The sequence below is a fragment of the Mesorhizobium sp. ESP7-2 genome (assembly GCF_020164715.1).
Taxonomy (GTDB): domain Bacteria; phylum Pseudomonadota; class Alphaproteobacteria; order Rhizobiales; family Rhizobiaceae; genus Mesorhizobium.
Window position 1 is genome coordinate 56,887 of the sequence record NZ_JAIUGQ010000015.1, and the last position, 18,642, is coordinate 75,528.

An 18,642-nucleotide genomic window follows, 5' to 3' on the forward strand; every position below is an offset into this window, starting at 1 on the left:
CGATTCTGTGCCGCTACTTGATCGACAGCGGAGCTAGGGCACGCGAAAGGCTTGCCTCGCCCTTGCCATAGACGGAGGCGCTATAGTTGGCCAGCGTGTCGGTACGGGCCGTATTCAGCAACTGGTTGGTGATCTGGGTCGGCGTTGCCTTGGTGAACTTGCTGCCCACGATCGCGGCATAGCCGGCAACAATCGGCGCGGCGAAAGAGGTGCCGTAAAGGCCGGTCTTGTCCCCGGTGACACCCACGACCAGGAAATGGCTCTGCACAGCCTGATTGGAGCCGGCGATGTTGGAGTACCATGCCATGCTGGCCTTGTTCGAGGTCGTGCCGTTGCTGTTGAGCGCGCCGACGAAAATCGCGGATGCCTTTCCGACCAAAGCGAGGTCAAGATAGTCCTGCTGGCCGCTGGTGACGCCGCCCACGGCAACCGCGTCGTTGCCCGCGGCCTTCGAAACCACGGCCGTTCCCTTGGTGGCATAGGAGATGATGGAGGCCTCCTCGGCGCTCCATCCGATCTGGCTGGGGCTGTAACCCGCTTTGGCGTACATGCCATAGCTCAGATTGAGCACGTTCAGGCCCGGCGACAGCGCGACCAATGAGCTGGTGGAAAAGTCTTTCGACCTTATCGTTGCCAGGGGCGCAACCATGCTGGCTTCTTCGCGGGTCCATTCGCCGTGGCGCTGGGTCTGGGTGCCGATGCCGAAATTGCCGCTGAACTTCGATGTGCTGGAGAAGTCGTCGACGATCGTGATGGTGACGCCTTGGCCCTTGTAGCCGGCACGCCATGCGGCTCCGACATCCGGGCTCATCCAGCCTTGCAAGGTCTGCGATGTCGCCGCCGGCAAGGTTGCGCTCAGGCATATGGACGCGTTCGCCCGACCGCCCATGCAGAGCGCGGATAGCGGATCCGGACCGCCAGCTTCTTGAGCCGCCGCCATGGAAGCCGGCAGAAGGGCGAGGGCCGTGGCGATACCGAACTTCCAACGCGCATTTGACATGATCTTACCCCGGTTCAACAGAAGCTAGGACGGACGACCGCAGATCTCCGGCGGCCACGCCACATCTCGTGCCCGGCCCCTCGCGATCAGAAAGTAACACGGTAATTCAGCCAGAGATGCTGGCTCTCCGGTTTAGCGTTAACCAGATATTTCAAGGTTTCCTCGGGCGCCATCTCGCCAGCGGCGAGCCGGCAATTGACGCTGTAGGTGCCCAGATCGCCATAATCGGCCTGGCAGGGCTTTTCGGTGAGCTTGCCGCCGAAGGTCGTGGTGAACGACAGGGACAGTATGCTGTTCGCACTCGGATGCAGCTGTGTGAGGAAACCAAGCTTGAGGCTCGGCCCGATCCGATACTTCTCGGCCTGTTCCCCGGTGCCAAACCCCCAAAGGATACCGGTGTCCTGCGTGATCTGCGTCATCAGGTCCACATGCATGTCGACCCAGTTTGTCTGGTACCACTGGTTGAACGATACCCGGCTTCCGGTCTGCAACTCATACCCGCCGTCACCCAGGCCTCTCGCCTTGTCGCTGAGCGGCGAGCCCTGATGGATGTCGATGAGCGATGTCGTAAATTCCTGGGCAACCGCCGGTGGCGTGCCGAGGAACACCCACGGCAGGAGCGCCGTTGCGTACAAACTCGCACGATTGCCGGACTTTTCGCGCATCCGCGAAACACCTCGCCCCACCGATTCCGGACCAGTGCCTGACGGCGACGGGCTTCTCTGGCAGCCCCCTGTAGTCTGGATATCAGTCCGACGATCGCACGGGTTCAGTTACCGCACGGTTTATTTTAGCTGGAGCAAATCTAATTTTTGAGGCGCGGGCCACGCGTCGAAATAGATCGGCGCGACGCGCGCTACCCGAGCGCCGCTGCGGTTCTTTGCCAAGACCGACAGCCCCCCGCCGCGCCCTACGCCGCGTCGCGGGCCTTCTCAATTCGGGAGCGGATAGCCTCGATCATCGTCTCGCGGATGATCGTCTCGCCATGCGTCTCGCGCATATGCTCGACGGCACGGCGCATGACCTCGGCTTCCTCGTCGGCACGGGTGTGCCAGTCGCAGCCGGGAACCAGCGATCCGCAGTGGAACTGCTTCATGGGATTTCTCCTCTTCCTCCATGGAGCCCGATCGACTGCCCTGCAGGGACAGGCCGAGGCTCCGCACCTTCTTGGCCCGCTGTGCGGCCTTGGGGCCGGACCACGGGCAGGGTGAAGGTCATAACACAGATGGGGTGGTATTGGTTGCGGTCAACGGTGAAAAGGCGGAGCAGCGCTGCTCCGCCCTCTTACGCTAATCCAGCGGGCAGGCCATCACTTCACGATCTTGACTACCTCGGCAACCTTGTTCTTGCCGCTCATGTCCCACGAAATTCTGACCTTCTCGCCGACCTTCAGGCCAGGATCCTTGAAAGTCCCGGGAAGCGTAAAAGACGATCCATTGTCGAGAACCAGGCTCTTGGACGCCGTATCGAAGGTCTTGACCGTTCCGGTGGTGTGCCTGACGGCGGCGAACGCCACCGAACCGGAAGCAAGAAGGGCGGCCGCGGCAGCGGAAACGATGATCTTTCTCATGCTGATGCACTCCTGGAAGAGCGGGCATCCTTTGTGACGAGGATGGTCCCGCGTCGTCTTTGGGTCGTCCGGTCGCGTCGAGTCGCGGCTAACCTTGTTCCGACGCAATTCCGAAGGGAAAGCGGTTGCATTTCCTGGAATTGCCCTCAGGCAAACCACCGGCGCTTCCCGACCCAAATGCGACAAATAACCCAGTTTTTTCAAATGGATATTAGACGAAAAAGATATTCCTGGCGTCACATTCCGCGCCCAGATTCGACAAATGGGACATCAATGCGGCTTCACATCGCGCTCACCATCTTGTTACGGCCAGCGCACCTCCGGCGGCAGGCTGGACAGGATCGAGGCGACATTGCCGCCGGTCTTCAGCCCGAAGATGGTGCCACGATCGTGAAGAAGGTTGAATTCGACATAGCGGCCGCGGCGGATGAGCTGTTCGTCGCGGTCGCCATCGGTCCAGTTCTCGTTGAAGTTGGCGCGCACCAGGTGGCCGTAGACGACGAGGAACGAACGCCCGACATCCTGGACGAAGTTGAAATCGGCGTTCCAGCCGCCCTTCTCGTCGCCCGAATGCAGGTAGTCGAAGAAGATGCCGCCGGTACCGCGCGGCTCGTTGCGATGCGGCAGGAAGAAGTACTCGTCGCACCAGGCCTTGAATTTCGGATAATCGGCGACGCCGGCGTTCTTCTCGCAAGCGAACTGCATGGCACGGTGGAAGGCTATCGTATCGGGATCGTCCTGCGTGCGGCGGCGGTCGAGCACCGGCGTCAGGTCGGCGCCGCCGCCGAACCATTGCCTTGAAGTGACGACCATGCGCGTGTTCATGTGCACGGCCGGAACGTTGGGATTCCACGGGTGCGCGATCAGCGAAATGCCCGATGCCCAGAAGCGCGGGTCTTCCTCGGCGCCAGGCATCTGCTTCCTGAATTCGGGCGAGAACTCGCCATGAACGGTCGATGTGTGGACGCCGACCTTCTCGAAGACGCGGCCATGCATCATCGACATGGTGCCGCCGCCGCCCTTGCCGTGGTCACGTTCCCAGGGCGTCCGTTCGAAGCGGCCGGGCGACCAGGAGGCCAGCGGCCCGCCGAGGTCCTGCTCGATCTGCTCGAAAGCGCCACAGATGCGCTCGCGCAGCGCCTCGAACCAAAGCCGGGCCTTCATCTTCTTCTCTTCGATGTCGGCGGGTAGCCCCGCCGGTATTTCAGGTCGTTCCAAGTGCCGTCTCCGGTTTGCGGGGCGGTGAGTCGACAAAAGACTCGTCTTTTCCGGGCGCGATCCCTAATCTCTTGAGGGACAGGGTCAAGTCACTTTGGTTTTGCGCATGATCCTTTCCGAAACTCGATTTCGGGGTCATGCGCCAGGTGCAAGGAGTTGTTTCGTGCGCACCCCGGCAAGACCGCCGCTGGATGGCCTGAAGAAAAGGCTCGACCAAAGCCGGGCCGAACGCGCGCGCATGCCGCGCGACGGTTTCCTGCGCGAGACCTTCGTCCTGCCGCGCTCGGATGCCCGCCTCAAGGCCAAGGAATGGTTCGAGCGTTTCCCCAAGCAGGCCTACTGGACCGAGATCGAAAGCTGGTTCGAGCGCCCGGGCGATCTGATCGAGTTCACGATCAGGCGGCTGCCGGCGGCGGATTGAGGAATATTACAACAAAAATAGATCGCGCAATTTTGGAGAATCTAGAATTAGGTTCTCGCCAAGTAGGTTGCTGAATTTTTCCAGGCCCATTTTTCGCGCCTCGTCAAAACTCACGGACGTATAGAGGGTTGGCATGCCGCCAGAATCGATCCGGTAGATCGTGATGAGCTGTGTCTCTTCTTCAGCCTGGATTAGGTGTCCTAACACAGACATTCCTCCCTTATCGCGCGATAATCGCATTGTTCTATTCAGGGTGCAATTAACCGCCGCGCGCCCGTTCCCTCCCTCGCCAGCCGATCCCCCTTGTTGCGAAGCGGGCATTTGTCGATCGACATGCAGCCGCAGCCGATGCAGTCGGTCAGGCCGTCGCGCAGCTTCTTTAGCTGGCTGATCTTCTGGTCGAGGTCATCGCGCCAAGCCGTTGAAAGCAGATTCCAATCCTCGCGGGTCGGCGTGCGGCCTTCAGGTAATGATTCAAGCGTAGCACCGATTTCCGCGAGCGAGATGCCGACCTCCTGGGCAATCCGGATTATGGCCACCCGGCGCAGCACGTCGCGGCCGTAGCGGCGCTGGTTGCCGGAGGTGCGGTGGCTGCGGATCAGCCCGCGGGCTTCATAGAAGTGCAGCGCCGACACCGCCACGCCGCTGCGCGCGGCCACCTGGCCGACCGTCAATTCCAACGCTGGTGCCATCTCGTAATTTTCCGCTTGACCTCAAGTTAAGTTGAGCTTGTAGCCAAGAAAGCCTGGATGTGCAAACGAAGGAGAAGGCGGATGTGCGCCTGGGCAAAAATCACCGCTGACCGCGCTGCCGGCGATCCCCTAGCCGAGTTGCCGGATGGCTTCGCCCGCCACCATGGCCACGGAAAGGGCGACGTTGAGGCTGCGCGCAGTGGGCCGCATCGGGATGGTCAGCCGAACATCCGCCGCCTGATGGACTGGATCCGGCACGCCCGCGGATTCGCGCCCGAACAGGAGGATGTCGCGGTCGGTGAAACTGAAGTCGGTGTAGGGGGTCGCAGCCTTGGTCGACAGCAGCACCAGCCGATCCGCGCGGACCTTGCGCCACTCCTCGAAGGCATGCCAGTCAACATGCCGGGTCAAGGCCGCCATTTCGAGGTAGTCCATGCCGGCGCGCTTGAGCGCTTTGTCGGAGAGCGGAAAGCCGGCCGGCTCGATGATGTCGACGCCAAGGCCGAGACACGCGGCGAAGCGCAGGATTGTCCCGGTATTGCCGGCAATGTCAGGCTGGTAGAGCGCGATGCGGAGACCACGGTTCACTTTCGCGTCCTTCTAATAAGTGGCAGATCCGCCACAGCTGCTTCGCGGTTTTGGAAATTCCTGGACCTGCGGGTGGCCATTTTCAGCGAAGTCGAGTATACGACCAACATTGTCAACCCGAACCGATGGAGGGGTAATTCATGATGGCCATGCACATCCAGCGCCCCACCCGTGGGCTTACTTGCGCCCTGGCGGTTTCGGTACGACGTTTCTTCTGATCTTTTAGACACTTCCGCACCGATTTCCGCCGAAGCCATACCCTGGTCTTCGAAGGAATCCTGCGATGTTTTTCAAGCTGCCGAAGGGGCCTATGGCCCCGTCCCAACGCGTCCCGACTGATCCGCCGCCGATCCCGCGGCACGATGTCGATCATCCTTTTTATCTCTATTTCAACACGGAGGACGGACCGATGTTCGATCCATACAGAATACCGGGCTCGAGGAGCCTGCATATCCACCGGCTGCCGACCTGGGCGCTGCTGATCGGCGACACCTATTCGTCGGCGGTTCATGCCGAAGTGCGCCGGCGTCCGCATCGCGGCATGCTGCCGGATGTCGATTTCTCGCACGCGGTTCCCGACCCGAGCCGGCCGTCGCTGGTGCGCCGGATTATCCGGCTGATCCGGCCGGGCGCGAAAAACCGCACTGGCACCGTGTCGTCAGGATCGACAAAGGTGCCTGTCGGCGAAAAGCCGGAGAGCCCCTATATTGCGCGAAGCAGGGCCGACGCATCGGATGATTCCGGCGCGTCGGCCCTCGACGCCATGCGGTCCGAGGACTTTGTACGTCGCCAAGCCGCGTAAGCGGAAAACAGATTTTACAGGCATGACCTATGTTGTTGTTTAGCTGGTTTGAAAGAAGGCTCGACCCGTTCCCGTCCGCGGAACCGGTCGAGCCGCCCAAGACGCTGGTTGCCTTCTGCCTGCATTATACGCGCGGCGCATGGCCCTATATCCTTGTCGATGCGGTGCTGGTGGCGGCCATCGCCATCGCGGAAGTGTGGATGTTCGGCTTCCTCGGCCGCATCGTCGACTGGCTGTCGGGGCAGAACCGCGAGACCTTCCTGCAGACGGAGGGCTGGAAGCTCGCCGGCATGGCCTTCATCGTCCTATTTGCGCTGCCCGGCACGGTTTGGCTGCATTCGCTGCTCAACCAGCAGACGCTGATGGGCAACTATCCCATGCGGATCCGCTGGCAGGTGCACCGTTACCTGCTCAAGCAGTCGATGAGTTTCTACCAGGACGAGTTCGCCGGCCGCATCGCCACCAAGCTGATGCAGACAGCACTTGCCGTGCGCGAATGCGTCATCAAGGTGATCGACGTCCTGAACTACGTCATCGTCTATTTCCTCGGCATGCTGTTGATCGTCGGTTCGGCCGACTGGCGGCTGGCCGCGCCGCTCGGCGTCTGGCTGGTCGGCTATATCCTGTTGTTGCGCTTTTTCATCCCGCGCCTGGGCAAGGTCGGCGAGGAGCAGGCCAATGCGCGCTCGACCATGACCGGCCGCGTCGTCGACAGCTACACCAACATCCAGACGGTCAAGCTGTTTTCCCATTCGCGCCGCGAGGCCGCCTTCGCCAGGGAGGGCATGATGGGCTTCCTCGACACGGTCTACCGGTCGATGCGGCTGGTGACGGTGCTGTTCGGCTCGCTCTACATATTGAACGCGCTGCTGCTGTTCTCGGTCACCGCCATCTCGCTGTGGCTGTGGATGGGACAAGCGGTGACGATCGGCGCGGTCGCCGTCGTCATCGGCCTGGTGCTCCGCATGTGGGGCATGTCGCAGTGGATCATGTGGGAAATGTCGGGCCTGTTCGAGAATATCGGCACGGTGCAGGACGGCATTGCCTCCATCTCGCTGCCGCGCCTCGTCGAGGACAGGCCGGAGGCCAAGGAGATCGGCGTTTCCAAAGGCGATATCCGCTTCGAGGACATTCGCTTCCATTACGGCAAACAGAAGGGCGTCATCGAAAACCTGTCGCTGGCGGTGAAGCCGGGCGAGAAGGTCGGCATCGTCGGACGCTCGGGCGCCGGCAAGTCGACACTGGTCAATCTGCTCTTGCGCTTCTACGACCTGGAATCCGGCCGGATCCTGATCGACGGCCAGGAGATCGCTGGCGTGAAGCAGGATTCGCTGCGCGCCCAGATCGGCATGGTCACACAGGATACCTCGCTGCTGCATCGTTCTGTGCGCGAGAACATCCTCTACGGCCGCCCCGATGCCAGCGATGACATGCTTGTCGAGGCGGCGCGGCGGGCCGAGGCGCTTGATTTCATATCGGCGCTTTCGGACCACAGCGGCCGCCAGGGCTTCGACGCCTATGTCGGCGACCGCGGCGTCAAACTGTCCGGCGGCCAGCGGCAACGCATCGCCATTGCTCGCGTTATGTTGAAGGACGCGCCTATACTTATCCTCGACGAGGCGACGTCGGCGCTCGATTCCGAGGCGGAAGCCGCCATCCAGGAGAATCTCTACAGGCTCATGCAAGGCAAGACCGTCATCGCCATCGCGCACCGGCTGTCGACCATCGCGGCGATGGACAGGCTCGTGGTGATGGACCAGGGCCGCGTCATCGAGGAGGGTTCGCACGAGGAACTGGTCGCCAGAGGCGGGCTCTACGCGCAGCTCTGGCAGCGCCAGTCGGGTGGGTTCCTCCTCGAGGACGGCCCGGTCGACGCCGCCAACGACGCAGTTGTAAAGGGACAAGCCGCAGAATGATGGCCGCCGCATGATGACAGCCGTCTACCGCTGGTTCGAGAACTGGGTCTATCCGTTCAGGGAGCCGGCGAATCTTCGGCCACCGGCCAGCGTCGCCGGCTTCCTCTGGCACTATGTCGGCCAGGCGAAGTTCGCCTTCTTCGCCATGCTGGTCATCGGCGGCATCGCGCCGCTGGTCGAGGCCGGCCTGTTCTATTTTGTCGGGCGGCTGGTCGATATTCTCGATCAATTGCCCGGCGAGCGGAGCTGGCACGCGCTGTGGACCGCCGCCGGCCCCGAACTTGTGTTCATGGTCGCGGTGGTGCTGGTCATCCGAACCGTGGTCGTCGGGTTGTCGGCGCTGGTCGACGAACAGACGATCACGCCCGGCTTCTACAATCTGGTGCGCTGGCAGGCGCACCGGCACGTCTCGCGCCAGTCCTACGCCTTCTTCCAGAACGATTTCGCCGGCAGAATCGCGACGAAAGTCTGGCAGGCGGGGCAGGCGACCGGCGACCTGATGGAAAGCTTCATCGAGGTCGTCTGGTTCATGATCGTCTATACGGTGACGACGCTGGCCCTGGTCGCAGGGCTGGACCTCAGGCTGGCGGCATTGGTGGTGATCTGGATCACCGCCTTCGGCTTTCTGGCCAGGCGCTACCTGCCGGCGATCCGCAAGCACGCCGAAGCGACAGCCGAGGCGGGCTCGATGATCAATGGCCGCATCGTCGATTCCTATTCCAACGTGCAAACACTGAAACTGTTCGCGGCCGACGGCGACGACCGCTACATCAGGAACGGCTTCGACATCTATCTCGACGCGCTGCGGCCTTTCACCCGCCGGTTGACCGGCGTGCGCATGGCGCTGACGACGCTCTCGGGCGTTATGATTACGGCGATCGGCTGCTTTGCCGTCTATCTCTGGGTCGAGGGTTCGATCACCGTCGGCGCCGTCGCCTTTACGCTGTCGCTGGTGCTGCGGCTCAACATGCTGCTCGGCCGGGTGATGATGCAGATGAACGGCATCTTGCGAAACCTCGGCGTGCTGGAGAACTCCAAGGCGCTGATCTCGCAGCCGCTCGGCCTGACCGATGAACCGGGCGTGAAGGAGCTGGTCGTGACGGGCGGACGCATCGACGTGAAGAATGTCGAGTTCCATTACGGCAAGGGGTTCGGCGTGCTGAACGGTATCCACCTTGTCGTCAAGCCGGGCGAGAAGGTCGGGCTGGTCGGGCCATCGGGCGCCGGCAAGACGACGCTGGCCAACCTGATCCTGCGCCTCTACGATCTCGAAAGCGGCCAGATCACCATCGACGGCCAGGACGTCTCTGGTGTGACGCAGAATTCGTTGCGCGCCAATATCGGCGTCGTCAGCCAGGACACCGCCCTGTTCCACCGCTCGCTACGCGACAACATCAAGCTCGGCATGCCCGATGCGACCGACGCGCAGGTGATCGCGGCTGCGAAGAAGGCCGAGGCCCACGAATTCATCCTCACCTTGCGCGACAACAGGGATCGCCATGGCTACGAAGCCTTCGTCGGCGAGCGCGGCGTCAAACTGTCGGGCGGCCAGCGCCAACGCGTGGCCATCGCCCGCGTCTTCCTCAAGGATGCGCCGATCCTGATCCTCGACGAGGCGACGTCGGCACTCGATTCCGACATCGAGGCGGCGATCCAGGAGAATCTGACGCGGCTGATGGAGAACAAGACCGTGATCGCCATCGCGCACCGGCTGTCGACGATCGCGGCCCTCGACCGGCTGGTAGTGCTGGACGGCGGCCGCATCGTCGAGCAAGGCACGCATGACGAACTTGTGGCGCTCGACGGGCTCTATGCCCGGCTGTGGAAGCGCCAATCCGGCGGCTTCCTCTATCACGAGGAAAGCGTGCTGGAAGAGACGCGGCCGGCGGAGTAGGCGCATGGGTGGATCGCCAGAGGCCAGCCCGGAAATCGGCCCAGAGGTCGGCCCAGAAATCGGCCCAGGGATCGGCTACGTGCTCAAGCGTTTGCGACCAACCGTGGCGGCCTTCGACGCGTTGAAGGAAGAGAGCCGGCTGGAGGGTTACTGGATGCTGGTGCGCCTGGGCGATGGCTGGGCAAGCGGCCGCAACAAGTTCCTGAGGCGGGGCGAGGCGCTGTTTGGAGCATGGCATGGCGCCGAACTCGCCGGCGTTTGCGGGCTGAACATCGATCCTTATTTCGAGGGCAGGGACCAGGGCCGGGTCCGGCACCTGTTCGTCAGCTCACGCCATCGCCGCAACGGCCTTGGCCGCATGCTGGTCGAGACCGTGATCGACCGGGCCCGCCAATATTTCACCGTGTTGAACACTCGCGCGCCGCCGGAAGCCTTCGGTTTTTATGAACGGCTTGGCTTTCAGCGCCTGGAAGGCGAAGAATTCGTCACCCACCGCATGGTGTTCGGGAAAGGCAACTGAAATGTCCTTGCGTCCGCCATCTCATCTTGCCGGCACGTCGGCTGCCGAGGCGGCCTTCGACGCGCTTGGCCATGAAATCCTCGCCGAGAAGGCGGCGGCACTCGGTCGCGCCGGACAGCGCGTGGAAGAAACCCTGGCCAGGCTGCGTGACAATGGCGACGATAAGTTGCGCCCCCGTCTGCTCAAGGAGGCGGCCGCGGCGGTGCATGGCTATTTCATCCAGCGAGAGCTGTGCGGCTTTCGCAAGCATGACGCCGTCATCCGCGAATACGATATCCCGAAAGCCGTGCTGGTCAGGCTTGGCGCCATGTAGAGCTGGAGCTTGCCGCGCTGATTTCCCCGTGGAAGCGCGCCAGGCGGGCGGCAAGCGCATCGGGATTTTCGTCGGCAACGAAATGTCCGCTGTCGGCTATGATGTCGCCCTCGACATTTGAGAGCCCGGCGGCGCGCAGGCCATCGACATAGTCGCCGATGTCGCCGGACTCGGCCGCACCCCTCAGATACAGCACCGGAATCGCAATCGGCTTCGCGGGCCGCGCGGCATTGGCCTTGGCATCCTCGGGAAAGGCGCGATACCAGTCGAACCCCGCCTGGAGGCTTTCCGGCCGGGAATAGGCCTTGGCGTAGATTTCCCTGGCGTCGTCAGGGATCGAGGCTCGATCCTTCGAAAGCACATTGAAGAAGAAGTCGAAATAGGCGCTCTGATGGCCGCTGACCAGCGTTTCCGGCAAGGCCGGGACGGCATGGAACGCAAAGTGCCAGATCCGCGGATCGCGAATGACCTTCTCCCACGGCGCAATGCCTGGAATGACGACATCCATGATCGCCGCGCCGGAAAGGATGTCCGGATGGTCTCTCAACAGGGCAAACACGATCTGGCCGCCGACATCATGGCCGGCGGCCACGAGTTGCCGCAGCCCGCAAACCTCGGCGACGCCTCGCATCAGTCTCGCCAGGGTTCTCTTGTCGCCGGCCCCGGGCAGGCCTTGCGAGCCGCCGATGCAGGGCAGGTCAGGGGCGACGACCCGGTAGTCGGCCGCCAGCCGGCCGATCACCCGCTCGAAGGCGTAGGAGCTTTGCGGCCATCCATGCAGCAGGAGGAAAGCCGGCGCTCCGGCAGGGCCTGCCTCGCGCATGGCAATGCTCAGCCCTTCGATTTCGATGGTCGAGGTTTGCATGTCCTGGCCCTGGCGGCTTCCCGGATGGCGCCTATGCCGAAGATCTAGGCGCCAACCGGGAATCCGCCAGGGCTATGCAGGAATCACTCCAGCCATTCGGTTATGAAGCTACCGTTTTCGTGGATGTCGGTCGTTTCCAGCGGACCCGGGCCGAGATTGGTGAATTTGTGCGGCGTGTGCGGCGCCACGATGACGATCTGACCGGCGGTGGCTTCGATCTCCTGGTCGCCGACCGTGAGCAAGCCGGTCCCCTGGCGGATGATGAAGATCTCGGCATAGGGATGCGCGTGCAGCCGCGGGCCGCCGCCGACGTCGGGCAGGTAGTTGAAGATCAGGCAGGAGTTGGAGCCGTAGGCGCCACATTGCAGTTCGCCCTTCCAGTGGTTGGAGCGAACAGCCCATTCCTCGCGATCGATGACGTGCGCCATGCGGCCAAGGATAGATCACGCCGATGCTCAGTGTCGAGGCGAAGCCAGGCATCGGATTTGCGGTTGTTTCCCGGCTGTTTAGCCGCCTTTCACGGCACCTGGCTGTCCCGCCGGGCGACCGGGTATTTTGTCCCCGCGACAATCTGCCCTTGTGCCTTCACCCGTCTGGACAAGAACGGGCTTCACGCATAAACCGAAGTCCAAATGCCGGAGGAATTCGCTAGCCTGTTCGCCATGCGCTGTCGGGTTGGCGTGATTGAGCGGGGAACAAGGCTCGACCACCGGCGCGGAAGAGGCGAAAGGATCAGGCACCCGTGAGCGCAACCGACATCCACGATCCCAACCGTCGAGATTTTCTCTACGTCGCCACCGGCATGGCCGCCGTGGTCGGCGCCGGTGCCTTCGCCTGGCCGTTCATCGACCAGATGCGCCCCGACGCCTCGACGCTGGCGCTCGCTTCGGTCGAGGTCGATGTCTCCTCGCTGACGCCTGGCAGCTCGCTGATCGTCAAGTGGCGCGGCAAGCCCGTCGTGGTGCGCAACCGCACCGAGAAGGAAATGAAGGAAGGCGAGGCCGTCAGCCTCTCCGATCTCAAGGATCCGATCGCGCGCAACGCCAATTTGCCGGCCGATGCGCCGGCGACCGACGCCAACCGCACCACGCCCGGCAAGGAAGCCTGGATGGTGATGGTTCAGGTCTGCACCCATCTGGGTTGTATTCCGCTCGGCCAGGAAGGCGATTTCGGCGGCTGGTTCTGCCCGTGCCATGGCTCGCAATACGACACTGCCGGCCGCATCCGCAAAGGCCCGGCGCCGGAGAACATGGCGATTCCGGTATTCAAGTTCGTTTCCGACACCAAACTCCTTATCGGTTGAGGCAGGGGATATTTCGATGAGCGAGGGACACTCGACCTATACGCCGAAGACCGGTATCGAACGCTGGTTCGACGCCCGCATGCCGCTGCCCAGGATGGTCTATGACAGCTTCATCGCCTATCCGGTGCCGCGCAACCTGAACTATATGTGGACCTTCGGCGGCATCCTGGCGATCATGCTGGTGGCGCAGATCCTGACCGGCATCGTGCTGGCCATGCACTATACGGCCGACACCAATCTCGCCTTCGGTTCGGTCGAGAAGATCATGCGCGACGTGAATTCGGGATGGCTCCTGCGCTACATGCATGCCAACGGCGCCTCGTTCTTCTTCATCGCCGTCTACCTGCACATCTTCCGCGGTCTTTATTACGGTTCCTACAAGGCGCCGCGCGAACTTCTGTGGATCCTGGGCTGCATCATCTACCTCCTGATGATGGCGACCGGCTTCATGGGCTATGTGCTGCCATGGGGGCAGATGAGCTTCTGGGGCGCCACCGTCATCACCGGCTTCTTCAGCGCTATTCCGCTGGTCGGCGACTGGATCCAGCAGCTCCTGCTCGGCGGCTTTGCCGTCGACAATCCGACGCTCAACCGCTTCTTCGCGCTGCATTACCTGCTGCCGTTCATGATTGCCGGCGTCGTCGTGTTGCACGTCTGGGCGCTGCATGTCGTCGGCCAGTCGAACCCGACCGGCATCGAGGTCAAGTCGAAGACCGACACAGTCGCCTTCACCCCCTACGCAACCATCAAGGACGCGTTCGGCATGATCGTGTTCCTGTTCATCTTCGCCTATTTCGTCTTCTACCTGCCGAACTATCTCGGCCATCCGGACAACTACACGGTCGCCAACCCGTTGAAGACCCCGGCCCATATCGTTCCGGAATGGTACTTCCTGCCGTTCTACGCGATCCTGCGCGCCATCACCTTCAACATCGGGCCGATCAATTCCAAGCTCGGCGGCGTGCTGTGCATGTTCGGCGCCATCGTCATGCTGTTCCTGGTGCCGTGGCTCGATACCTCCAAGGTGCGCTCGGCGGTCTACCGGCCCTGGTACAAGCTGTTCTTCTGGCTGTTCGTGGCCAATGCCATCCTGCTGGGCTGGCTGGGCTCGCAGCCGGCGGAAGGCGGCGGTCTGTTGAGCCTCCTAACCGGTGAGGTCGTGGGCAACTACGTTGGCTACGCTCAAGCTGCGACGCTGTTCTACTTCGCCTTCTTCCTCGTCATCCTGCCGGTGCTCGGCCTGATCGAGACGCCGCGCAGGCTGCCGAATTCGATCACCGAGGCGGTGCTGGAGAAGAACAAGGGCGGCAGCGGACATCCGGCGGGCGCCATGGCAGCACCTGAGACCAAGGGCTGAGCGGTAGAGAATCTAAGGGGATTTGGCATGAAAAAGATTCTCACCTCGCTGGCGCTGGTCGGCCTTGTGGCCGCCGGCACTGGGGTAGCAGGCACTTGGGCGTTCGCGGCCGAAGAGGCGCACAACGCGGCGGCTCCGACGCATTTCCCGATCAACGAGCCGAAGGAAATGAGCTGGAGCTTCACCGGCCCGTTCGGCACCTATGACAAGGCGCAGCTGCAGCGCGGCCTGAAGGTCTACAAGGAAGTCTGCTCGGCCTGCCATTCGATGAACCTGGTGGCGTTCCGCACGCTTTCGGACCTCGGCTACAGCGACGCCCAGATCAAGACGCTGGCGGCCGAGTACACCATCCATGACGGCCCCAACGATGCCGGCGACATGTTCGACCGTCCCGGCAAGCCGTCCGATCATTTCCCGGCGCCGTTCGCCAACGAGGAAGCCGCCGCTGCCTCCAATGGCGGCGCGGCGCCGCCTGACATGTCGCTGCTGGCCAAGGCGCGCGGCGTCGAGCGCGGCTTTCCGCAGTTCGTCTTCGACATCTTCACCCAGTATGACGCGGGCGGCCCCGACTATATCCATTCGCTGCTGACCGGCTACGACCAGACGCCGCCGGCCGGAATGGTCATCCCGGAAGGCACGCACTACAATCCGTACTTCATGTCCAGCGTGTCGTTGAAGATGCCCAAGCCGCTCTCGGACGGCCAGGTGACCTATGACGACGGTTCGCCGCAGACTATCGACCAGTATTCCCGCGACGTGGCTGCCTTCCTGACATGGGCGGCCGAGCCGCACATGGAAGACCGCAAGAAGATGGGCTTCCGCGTGCTGGTGTTCCTGCTCCTGTTCGGCGCCCTGGTCTACATGACCAAGCGCAAGGTGTGGGAAGCCGTCGCGCACTAAGGCGGCCGTTCGGAGCACGACATGGGGCGCCGCGAGGCGCCCTTTCTGCTTTTGGGGTGGATTACACCGCCACACCTGTGCGGTGTCACATGGCCGTCACCGCACATGCCGGATGTGCTTGTCTCGACCGTCACATCGCGCTAGCCGTTGTCGGTCGCGCCGGGTTACGATCGGCCCCGCGCCGTTTCGCTTCTGTCAGCTGGATCATCCGGAGCCGCTTCATGAAATCCTCGCTCGAAGACACGCTGCTGGCGTCGATCCGCACCATTCCGGACTATCCCAGGCCTGGCATCCTGTTTCGCGACATCACCACGCTGCTCGGCAACGCGCGCGCTTTCCGCCGCGCCATCGACGAGCTGGTGCATCCCTATGCCGGGCAGAAGATCGACAAGATCGCCGGCATCGAAGCGCGCGGCTTCATCCTGGGCGGCGCCGTCGCCCACCAGCTTTCGGCCGGCTTCGTGCCGATCCGCAAAAAGGGCAAGCTGCCTTATGAGACCGTGCGCGTCGCCTACAGCCTGGAATACGGGCTGGACGAGATGGAAATGCACAAGGACGGCGTCGCGCCCGGCGAGAAGGTGATCCTGGTCGACGATCTGATCGCCACCGGCGGCACGGCGGAAGCGGCGGTCAAGCTGCTGCGCCAGATCGGCGCCGACATCCTCGCCGCCTGCTTTGTCATCGACCTGCCGGATCTGGGCGGGCGCGCCAAGCTCGAAGCGCTCGGCGTGCCGGTGCGGACGCTGATCGGCTTCGAAGGGCATTGAAGGGTGCGGATTTTCCCTTCTCCCACAAGGGCAGAAGGAAGAGACGCCTCACCCAACCTTCACTAGCACCGCGCTTTCGAACTCCAGCACCTTGCCGCCGGTCGAATCGGAGGCCTCGCAGAGCAACGCCAGCAAACGCCAGCCGGGGCGGGACGCTATGGGGCGGTGGGAAAGCGCCGTGCGGGTGAAGGTGATGGTTTGCCCGGCATAGACGGGCTTCAGCCATTTCAGGTTCTTGAAGCCGGGGGAGGGGCCGAATTCGGGCACCGGGCCGCCCCAGCCTTCGGCGTCCAGGCGGGTCTCCAGGTTCAGCTTCATCCAGGTGGCCGCGGTGTGCCAGCCGGAGGCGCAGAGCCCGCCGAGCACGCTCTTCCTCGCGGCCTCCTCGTCGATATGGAAGATCTGCGGGTCGTATTTGCGGGCGAACGCCTTGATCGCCTCGGGTTCGAATGTGTGCGAGCCCAGCGTCACCGTGGTGCCGATGCGGAAGAATTCGTCCAGTGTCATGACGCATTCCCCGCGGCATCGCGCGTCAGGAACATGACGGAATTCTCGAGCTCGAAGACGCTTTCGCCGCGCTGGTTGACCAGTTCGCTGCGCATGGCCACGAAGCCGAGTTGCGGCTTCGACTTCGACAGGCGCCTGGCCAGAACCACCAGGTTGCCCCGCAGCGTATCGCCGGCGAGCACCGGCTTTTTCCATTTGACCTGATCGACGCCAGGCGCACCCTGGCAGGTGGAGTCCAGCAGGAAGGCGTCGCACAGCATGCGCATGAACATGGCGCAGGTGTGCCAACCCGAAGCCGAGAGGCCACCGAGAATGCTGGCCTTGCCGGCCTCCTCGTCGAGGTGCATCGGCTGGGCGTCGAACTCGCTGGCGAACTCGATGATCTCGGCCGCGCTCACCTGTTTGGTGCCGAGATCGAACGAGGCTCCCTCGACGAAGTCCTCATACGCCCATGTCTTTGCGGTCATGGTCTGCAAATCCGGTTGTAGAATGCGCGATCCGCATGGATCGGCAAAACCCGGATGCAGGCCGCCGGCGGTTTGGTCAAGCCCTTTCTGGTGAGCCAGCCGGCGCGATCGGGCCCGCGGCGGCGGTCGGCGCCAGCCGCGCGCCTCCGATAGTCTAGCGGGCGTTCGGCAGGATCTGGTGCAGGACGATCGCCCAGACGGCGCCGAAGGCGATGGATGAGCCTAAAATATACTGAACGATGTCGGGCAACGTCTTGATGAAATCCGGCGGCGCCAGTGTGGCGAACAGCGCCATCAGGATCGGCAGGCCGATGACCAGCATGTTCCTTTCGGTCAGCGGCGTGGCGCGCACCACGCGAAAACCGTTCATGGCGATGACGACGCACAGCACGCCGAAGACGCCACCGATCACCGGTCCCGGGATCGAGGCGATGACCGCGGAGAGCTTGCCGATCAGCCCGAACAGCACCAGGAAGATGCCGGCCGCCGCGAAGGCGGCACGGCTGGCGATGCCGGTTATGGCGATGATGCCGGCATTGGACGAATAGCCGGTGACCGGTGTGCTGCACAGCAGCGCGCTGATGAGGCAGCCGAGGCCTTCGCCGGTAGCGCCCCGGTCGAGTTGCTGGTCCGAGAGCGGCCTATCGATGACGGCGCCGACCGCGAACCAGGTACCGGTGGTTTCAGCGAGGACGACGATATAGACGATCAGCATCGTCAGCGTCGCAGACCAGGAGAAGGTCACGTCGAGATTGAGGAATGCAATGCGCGGCATGGAAAACCAGGTCGCGGCGGAAACGCCCGTCATGTCCAACTGACCCATGAAAGCGGCCGCCACGCTGCCGGCGACAAGCGCGATGATGACGGACAGCAGGCGCAGCCAGGCGCCTTTCGCGCCAAGCGCCATGCCGGTCAGCATGCAGCCGACAAGCACTGCCGCGGCGATGAAGGCGAGGATGATGTTGCCGCCGACGGTGGCGGCGCCGTGGACGGCGAACACGCTCTCCTTCAGCGCCACCGGCATCAGCGCGACCCCGACGACGATGATGATGGCGCCGCCAACGATGGGCGGCACGAAGCGGTTGACGAGACGGTGGAAGAGCTTTGTCGGCGAGCCAAGCAGCATGACCAGTATGGCGCCCGGAATGAGCGCGCCGATCACGGCGGACAGTCCTGCCATGCCGCCGCCGGCGCCGAAGGCAATCGCCAGCACCGCGCCGATCGGGACGAAGGACGGTCCCTGGACGACCGGCAGGCGCATCAGAAGCTGCGACTGGATCAGGGTTGCGACGCCGGCCGCCACGAAGGCCGACTGGATGAAGGCGCCGGCGTCGCCGACGCTGAAGGCAAGCACCGAAGCGATGATGAACGGCACGATATAGACGTCCATCGCCAGCACGTGCTGGAGGCCGAGCAGGGTGGCCTTGCCCAGCGGCAACGGATCGTCCGGCTGAGCGATCAAAGTGACTTCTGGCGCAACGCGTTCCATGATGTCCCCTCTGGAAATCCCCGGCCGATCATGGGATCAGTCGGCGGCAAAGG

At 63.1% G+C, this 18,642-nt stretch carries 22 protein-coding genes; 10 read left to right on the plus strand and 12 right to left on the minus strand.

Annotated features, from left to right (window positions below; translation table 11 throughout):
* Positions 1-13: 13 nt before the first annotated feature.
* The 5 genes from LB543_RS16535 to hemF form a co-directional block, all read right to left on the minus strand.
* Positions 14-1,000: a S8 family serine peptidase gene (locus tag LB543_RS16535; RefSeq protein ID WP_140758491.1), complete on the minus strand. Its 987-nt coding sequence runs from the start codon at positions 998-1,000 to the stop codon at positions 14-16.
* 86 nt (positions 1,001-1,086) lie between these two features.
* Positions 1,087-1,665, minus strand: coding sequence for a hypothetical protein (locus LB543_RS16540; protein WP_224614807.1), 579 nt, complete (start codon positions 1,663-1,665; stop codon positions 1,087-1,089).
* A gap of 245 nt (positions 1,666-1,910) precedes the next feature.
* Entirely contained in the window at positions 1,911-2,096 is a 186-nt protein-coding gene (locus tag LB543_RS16545; protein ID WP_027143380.1) for a DUF1059 domain-containing protein, read from the minus strand.
* Positions 2,097-2,309: 213 nt separating this feature from the next.
* Positions 2,310-2,570 carry a DUF1344 domain-containing protein gene (locus tag LB543_RS16550; protein WP_140758489.1) on the minus strand — a complete coding sequence of 87 codons (261 nt, stop codon included), beginning with the start codon at positions 2,568-2,570 and terminating at the stop codon, positions 2,310-2,312.
* Between the two features lie 303 nt (positions 2,571-2,873).
* Positions 2,874-3,788 carry an oxygen-dependent coproporphyrinogen oxidase gene (gene hemF / locus LB543_RS16555; RefSeq protein ID WP_224614808.1) on the minus strand — a complete coding sequence of 305 codons (915 nt, stop codon included), beginning with the start codon at positions 3,786-3,788 and terminating at the stop codon, positions 2,874-2,876.
* Positions 3,789-3,951: 163 nt separating this feature from the next.
* On the opposite strand from hemF, the gene LB543_RS16560 reads away from it, so the two are divergent.
* On the plus strand, positions 3,952-4,209 hold the full coding sequence (locus LB543_RS16560; RefSeq protein WP_023770299.1) for a hypothetical protein: 258 nt from the start codon (positions 3,952-3,954) through the stop codon (positions 4,207-4,209).
* Between the two features lie 248 nt (positions 4,210-4,457).
* Here LB543_RS16560 and soxR read toward each other — a convergent pair whose 3' ends face one another.
* Together soxR and LB543_RS16570 are read right to left on the minus strand one after the other, a co-directional pair.
* Complete coding sequence (gene soxR, locus LB543_RS16565; protein ID WP_140758487.1) at positions 4,458-4,901, minus strand: redox-sensitive transcriptional activator SoxR; 444 nt, start codon at positions 4,899-4,901, stop codon at positions 4,458-4,460.
* 129 nt (positions 4,902-5,030) lie between these two features.
* Positions 5,031-5,489 (minus strand): tRNA (cytidine(34)-2'-O)-methyltransferase, encoded by a 459-nt coding sequence (locus tag LB543_RS16570; protein WP_140758486.1) that lies wholly within the window; start codon positions 5,487-5,489, stop codon positions 5,031-5,033.
* Between the two features lie 409 nt (positions 5,490-5,898).
* Here LB543_RS16570 and LB543_RS16575 point away from each other — a divergent pair, with 409 nt between their 5' ends.
* Genes LB543_RS16575 through LB543_RS16595 form a run of 5 tightly spaced genes read left to right on the plus strand, consistent with a single transcriptional unit; the run spans position 5,899 to position 10,934 of the window.
* On the plus strand, positions 5,899-6,291 hold the full coding sequence (locus LB543_RS16575; RefSeq protein WP_140810404.1) for a hypothetical protein: 393 nt from the start codon (positions 5,899-5,901) through the stop codon (positions 6,289-6,291).
* Between the two features lie 29 nt (positions 6,292-6,320).
* Complete coding sequence (locus tag LB543_RS16580; protein ID WP_224614809.1) at positions 6,321-8,207, plus strand: ABC transporter ATP-binding protein; 1,887 nt, start codon at positions 6,321-6,323, stop codon at positions 8,205-8,207.
* Between the two features lie 10 nt (positions 8,208-8,217).
* Positions 8,218-10,101: an ABC transporter ATP-binding protein gene (locus LB543_RS16585; protein WP_140758483.1), complete on the plus strand. Its 1,884-nt coding sequence runs from the start codon at positions 8,218-8,220 to the stop codon at positions 10,099-10,101.
* A gap of 4 nt (positions 10,102-10,105) precedes the next feature.
* Positions 10,106-10,621, plus strand: a complete 516-nt coding sequence (locus tag LB543_RS16590; RefSeq protein ID WP_224595727.1) for a GNAT family N-acetyltransferase — start codon at positions 10,106-10,108, stop codon at positions 10,619-10,621.
* Between the two features lies 1 nt (position 10,622).
* The gene (locus tag LB543_RS16595; RefSeq protein ID WP_224614810.1) at positions 10,623-10,934 is read left to right on the plus strand and encodes a DUF6665 family protein; all 312 of its coding nucleotides are present in this window, start codon (positions 10,623-10,625) and stop codon (positions 10,932-10,934) included.
* Here the strand turns inward: LB543_RS16595 and LB543_RS16600 are convergent.
* Both LB543_RS16600 and LB543_RS16605 read right to left on the minus strand, forming a co-directional pair.
* Positions 10,915-11,799: an alpha/beta fold hydrolase gene (locus LB543_RS16600; protein ID WP_224614811.1), complete on the minus strand. Its 885-nt coding sequence runs from the start codon at positions 11,797-11,799 to the stop codon at positions 10,915-10,917. The two genes, LB543_RS16595 and LB543_RS16600, sit on opposite strands and share 20 nt — an antisense overlap.
* A gap of 83 nt (positions 11,800-11,882) precedes the next feature.
* Entirely contained in the window at positions 11,883-12,227 is a 345-nt protein-coding gene (locus LB543_RS16605; RefSeq protein WP_224614812.1) for a cupin domain-containing protein, read from the minus strand.
* Between the two features lie 314 nt (positions 12,228-12,541).
* Here LB543_RS16605 and petA point away from each other — a divergent pair, with 314 nt between their 5' ends.
* The 4 genes from petA to LB543_RS16625 all read left to right on the plus strand — a co-directional run bounded on the left by petA (position 12,542) and on the right by LB543_RS16625 (position 16,126).
* Positions 12,542-13,102, plus strand: a complete 561-nt coding sequence (petA, locus tag LB543_RS16610; protein WP_140758479.1) for a ubiquinol-cytochrome c reductase iron-sulfur subunit — start codon at positions 12,542-12,544, stop codon at positions 13,100-13,102.
* Positions 13,103-13,118: 16 nt separating this feature from the next.
* On the plus strand, positions 13,119-14,459 hold the full coding sequence (locus tag LB543_RS16615; protein WP_224614813.1) for a cytochrome b: 1,341 nt from the start codon (positions 13,119-13,121) through the stop codon (positions 14,457-14,459).
* A 27-nt stretch (positions 14,460-14,486) separates the two neighbouring features.
* Complete coding sequence (locus tag LB543_RS16620) at positions 14,487-15,359, plus strand: cytochrome c1 (RefSeq protein ID WP_140758477.1); 873 nt, start codon at positions 14,487-14,489, stop codon at positions 15,357-15,359.
* A 221-nt stretch (positions 15,360-15,580) separates the two neighbouring features.
* Positions 15,581-16,126: an adenine phosphoribosyltransferase gene (locus LB543_RS16625; RefSeq protein WP_027143364.1), complete on the plus strand. Its 546-nt coding sequence runs from the start codon at positions 15,581-15,583 to the stop codon at positions 16,124-16,126.
* A gap of 48 nt (positions 16,127-16,174) precedes the next feature.
* Here the strand turns inward: LB543_RS16625 and LB543_RS16630 are convergent, their stop codons facing one another.
* The 3 genes from LB543_RS16630 to LB543_RS16640 all read right to left on the minus strand — a co-directional run bounded on the left by LB543_RS16630 (position 16,175) and on the right by LB543_RS16640 (position 18,589).
* On the minus strand, positions 16,175-16,633 hold the full coding sequence (locus LB543_RS16630; RefSeq protein WP_224614814.1) for a MaoC family dehydratase: 459 nt from the start codon (positions 16,631-16,633) through the stop codon (positions 16,175-16,177).
* Entirely contained in the window at positions 16,630-17,100 is a 471-nt protein-coding gene (locus LB543_RS16635) for a MaoC family dehydratase (RefSeq protein WP_224614815.1), read from the minus strand. The genes LB543_RS16630 and LB543_RS16635 overlap by 4 nt, the downstream gene beginning before the upstream one ends.
* A gap of 154 nt (positions 17,101-17,254) precedes the next feature.
* On the minus strand, positions 17,255-18,589 hold the full coding sequence (locus LB543_RS16640; RefSeq protein WP_224614816.1) for a uracil-xanthine permease family protein: 1,335 nt from the start codon (positions 18,587-18,589) through the stop codon (positions 17,255-17,257).
* Between the last annotated feature and the right edge of the window lie 53 nt (positions 18,590-18,642).

Excerpts from the sequence above, each read along its gene's own strand:
- LB543_RS16535 (WP_140758491.1), bottom strand. The coding sequence starts at position 1,000 with ATGTCAAATGCGCGTTGGAAGTTCGGTATCGCCACGGCCCTCGCCCTT.
- LB543_RS16540 (WP_224614807.1), bottom strand. The coding sequence starts at position 1,665 with ATGCGCGAAAAGTCCGGCAATCGTGCGAGTTTGTACGCAACGGCGCTC.
- LB543_RS16545 (WP_027143380.1), bottom strand. The coding sequence starts at position 2,096 with ATGAAGCAGTTCCACTGCGGATCGCTGGTTCCCGGCTGCGACTGGCAC.
- LB543_RS16550 (WP_140758489.1), bottom strand. The coding sequence starts at position 2,570 with ATGAGAAAGATCATCGTTTCCGCTGCCGCGGCCGCCCTTCTTGCTTCC.
- soxR (WP_140758487.1), bottom strand. The coding sequence starts at position 4,901 with ATGGCACCAGCGTTGGAATTGACGGTCGGCCAGGTGGCCGCGCGCAGC.
- LB543_RS16575 (WP_140810404.1), top strand. The coding sequence starts at position 5,899 with ATGTTCGATCCATACAGAATACCGGGCTCGAGGAGCCTGCATATCCAC.
- LB543_RS16580 (WP_224614809.1), top strand. The coding sequence starts at position 6,321 with ATGTTGTTGTTTAGCTGGTTTGAAAGAAGGCTCGACCCGTTCCCGTCC.
- LB543_RS16585 (WP_140758483.1), top strand. The coding sequence starts at position 8,218 with ATGATGACAGCCGTCTACCGCTGGTTCGAGAACTGGGTCTATCCGTTC.
- LB543_RS16590 (WP_224595727.1), top strand. The coding sequence starts at position 10,106 with ATGGGTGGATCGCCAGAGGCCAGCCCGGAAATCGGCCCAGAGGTCGGC.
- LB543_RS16595 (WP_224614810.1), top strand. The coding sequence starts at position 10,623 with ATGTCCTTGCGTCCGCCATCTCATCTTGCCGGCACGTCGGCTGCCGAG.
- LB543_RS16600 (WP_224614811.1), bottom strand. The coding sequence starts at position 11,799 with ATGCAAACCTCGACCATCGAAATCGAAGGGCTGAGCATTGCCATGCGC.
- LB543_RS16605 (WP_224614812.1), bottom strand. The coding sequence starts at position 12,227 with ATGGCGCACGTCATCGATCGCGAGGAATGGGCTGTTCGCTCCAACCAC.
- LB543_RS16615 (WP_224614813.1), top strand. The coding sequence starts at position 13,119 with ATGAGCGAGGGACACTCGACCTATACGCCGAAGACCGGTATCGAACGC.
- LB543_RS16620 (WP_140758477.1), top strand. The coding sequence starts at position 14,487 with ATGAAAAAGATTCTCACCTCGCTGGCGCTGGTCGGCCTTGTGGCCGCC.
- LB543_RS16625 (WP_027143364.1), top strand. The coding sequence starts at position 15,581 with ATGAAATCCTCGCTCGAAGACACGCTGCTGGCGTCGATCCGCACCATT.
- LB543_RS16630 (WP_224614814.1), bottom strand. The coding sequence starts at position 16,633 with ATGACACTGGACGAATTCTTCCGCATCGGCACCACGGTGACGCTGGGC.
- LB543_RS16635 (WP_224614815.1), bottom strand. The coding sequence starts at position 17,100 with ATGACCGCAAAGACATGGGCGTATGAGGACTTCGTCGAGGGAGCCTCG.
- LB543_RS16640 (WP_224614816.1), bottom strand. The coding sequence starts at position 18,589 with ATGGAACGCGTTGCGCCAGAAGTCACTTTGATCGCTCAGCCGGACGAT.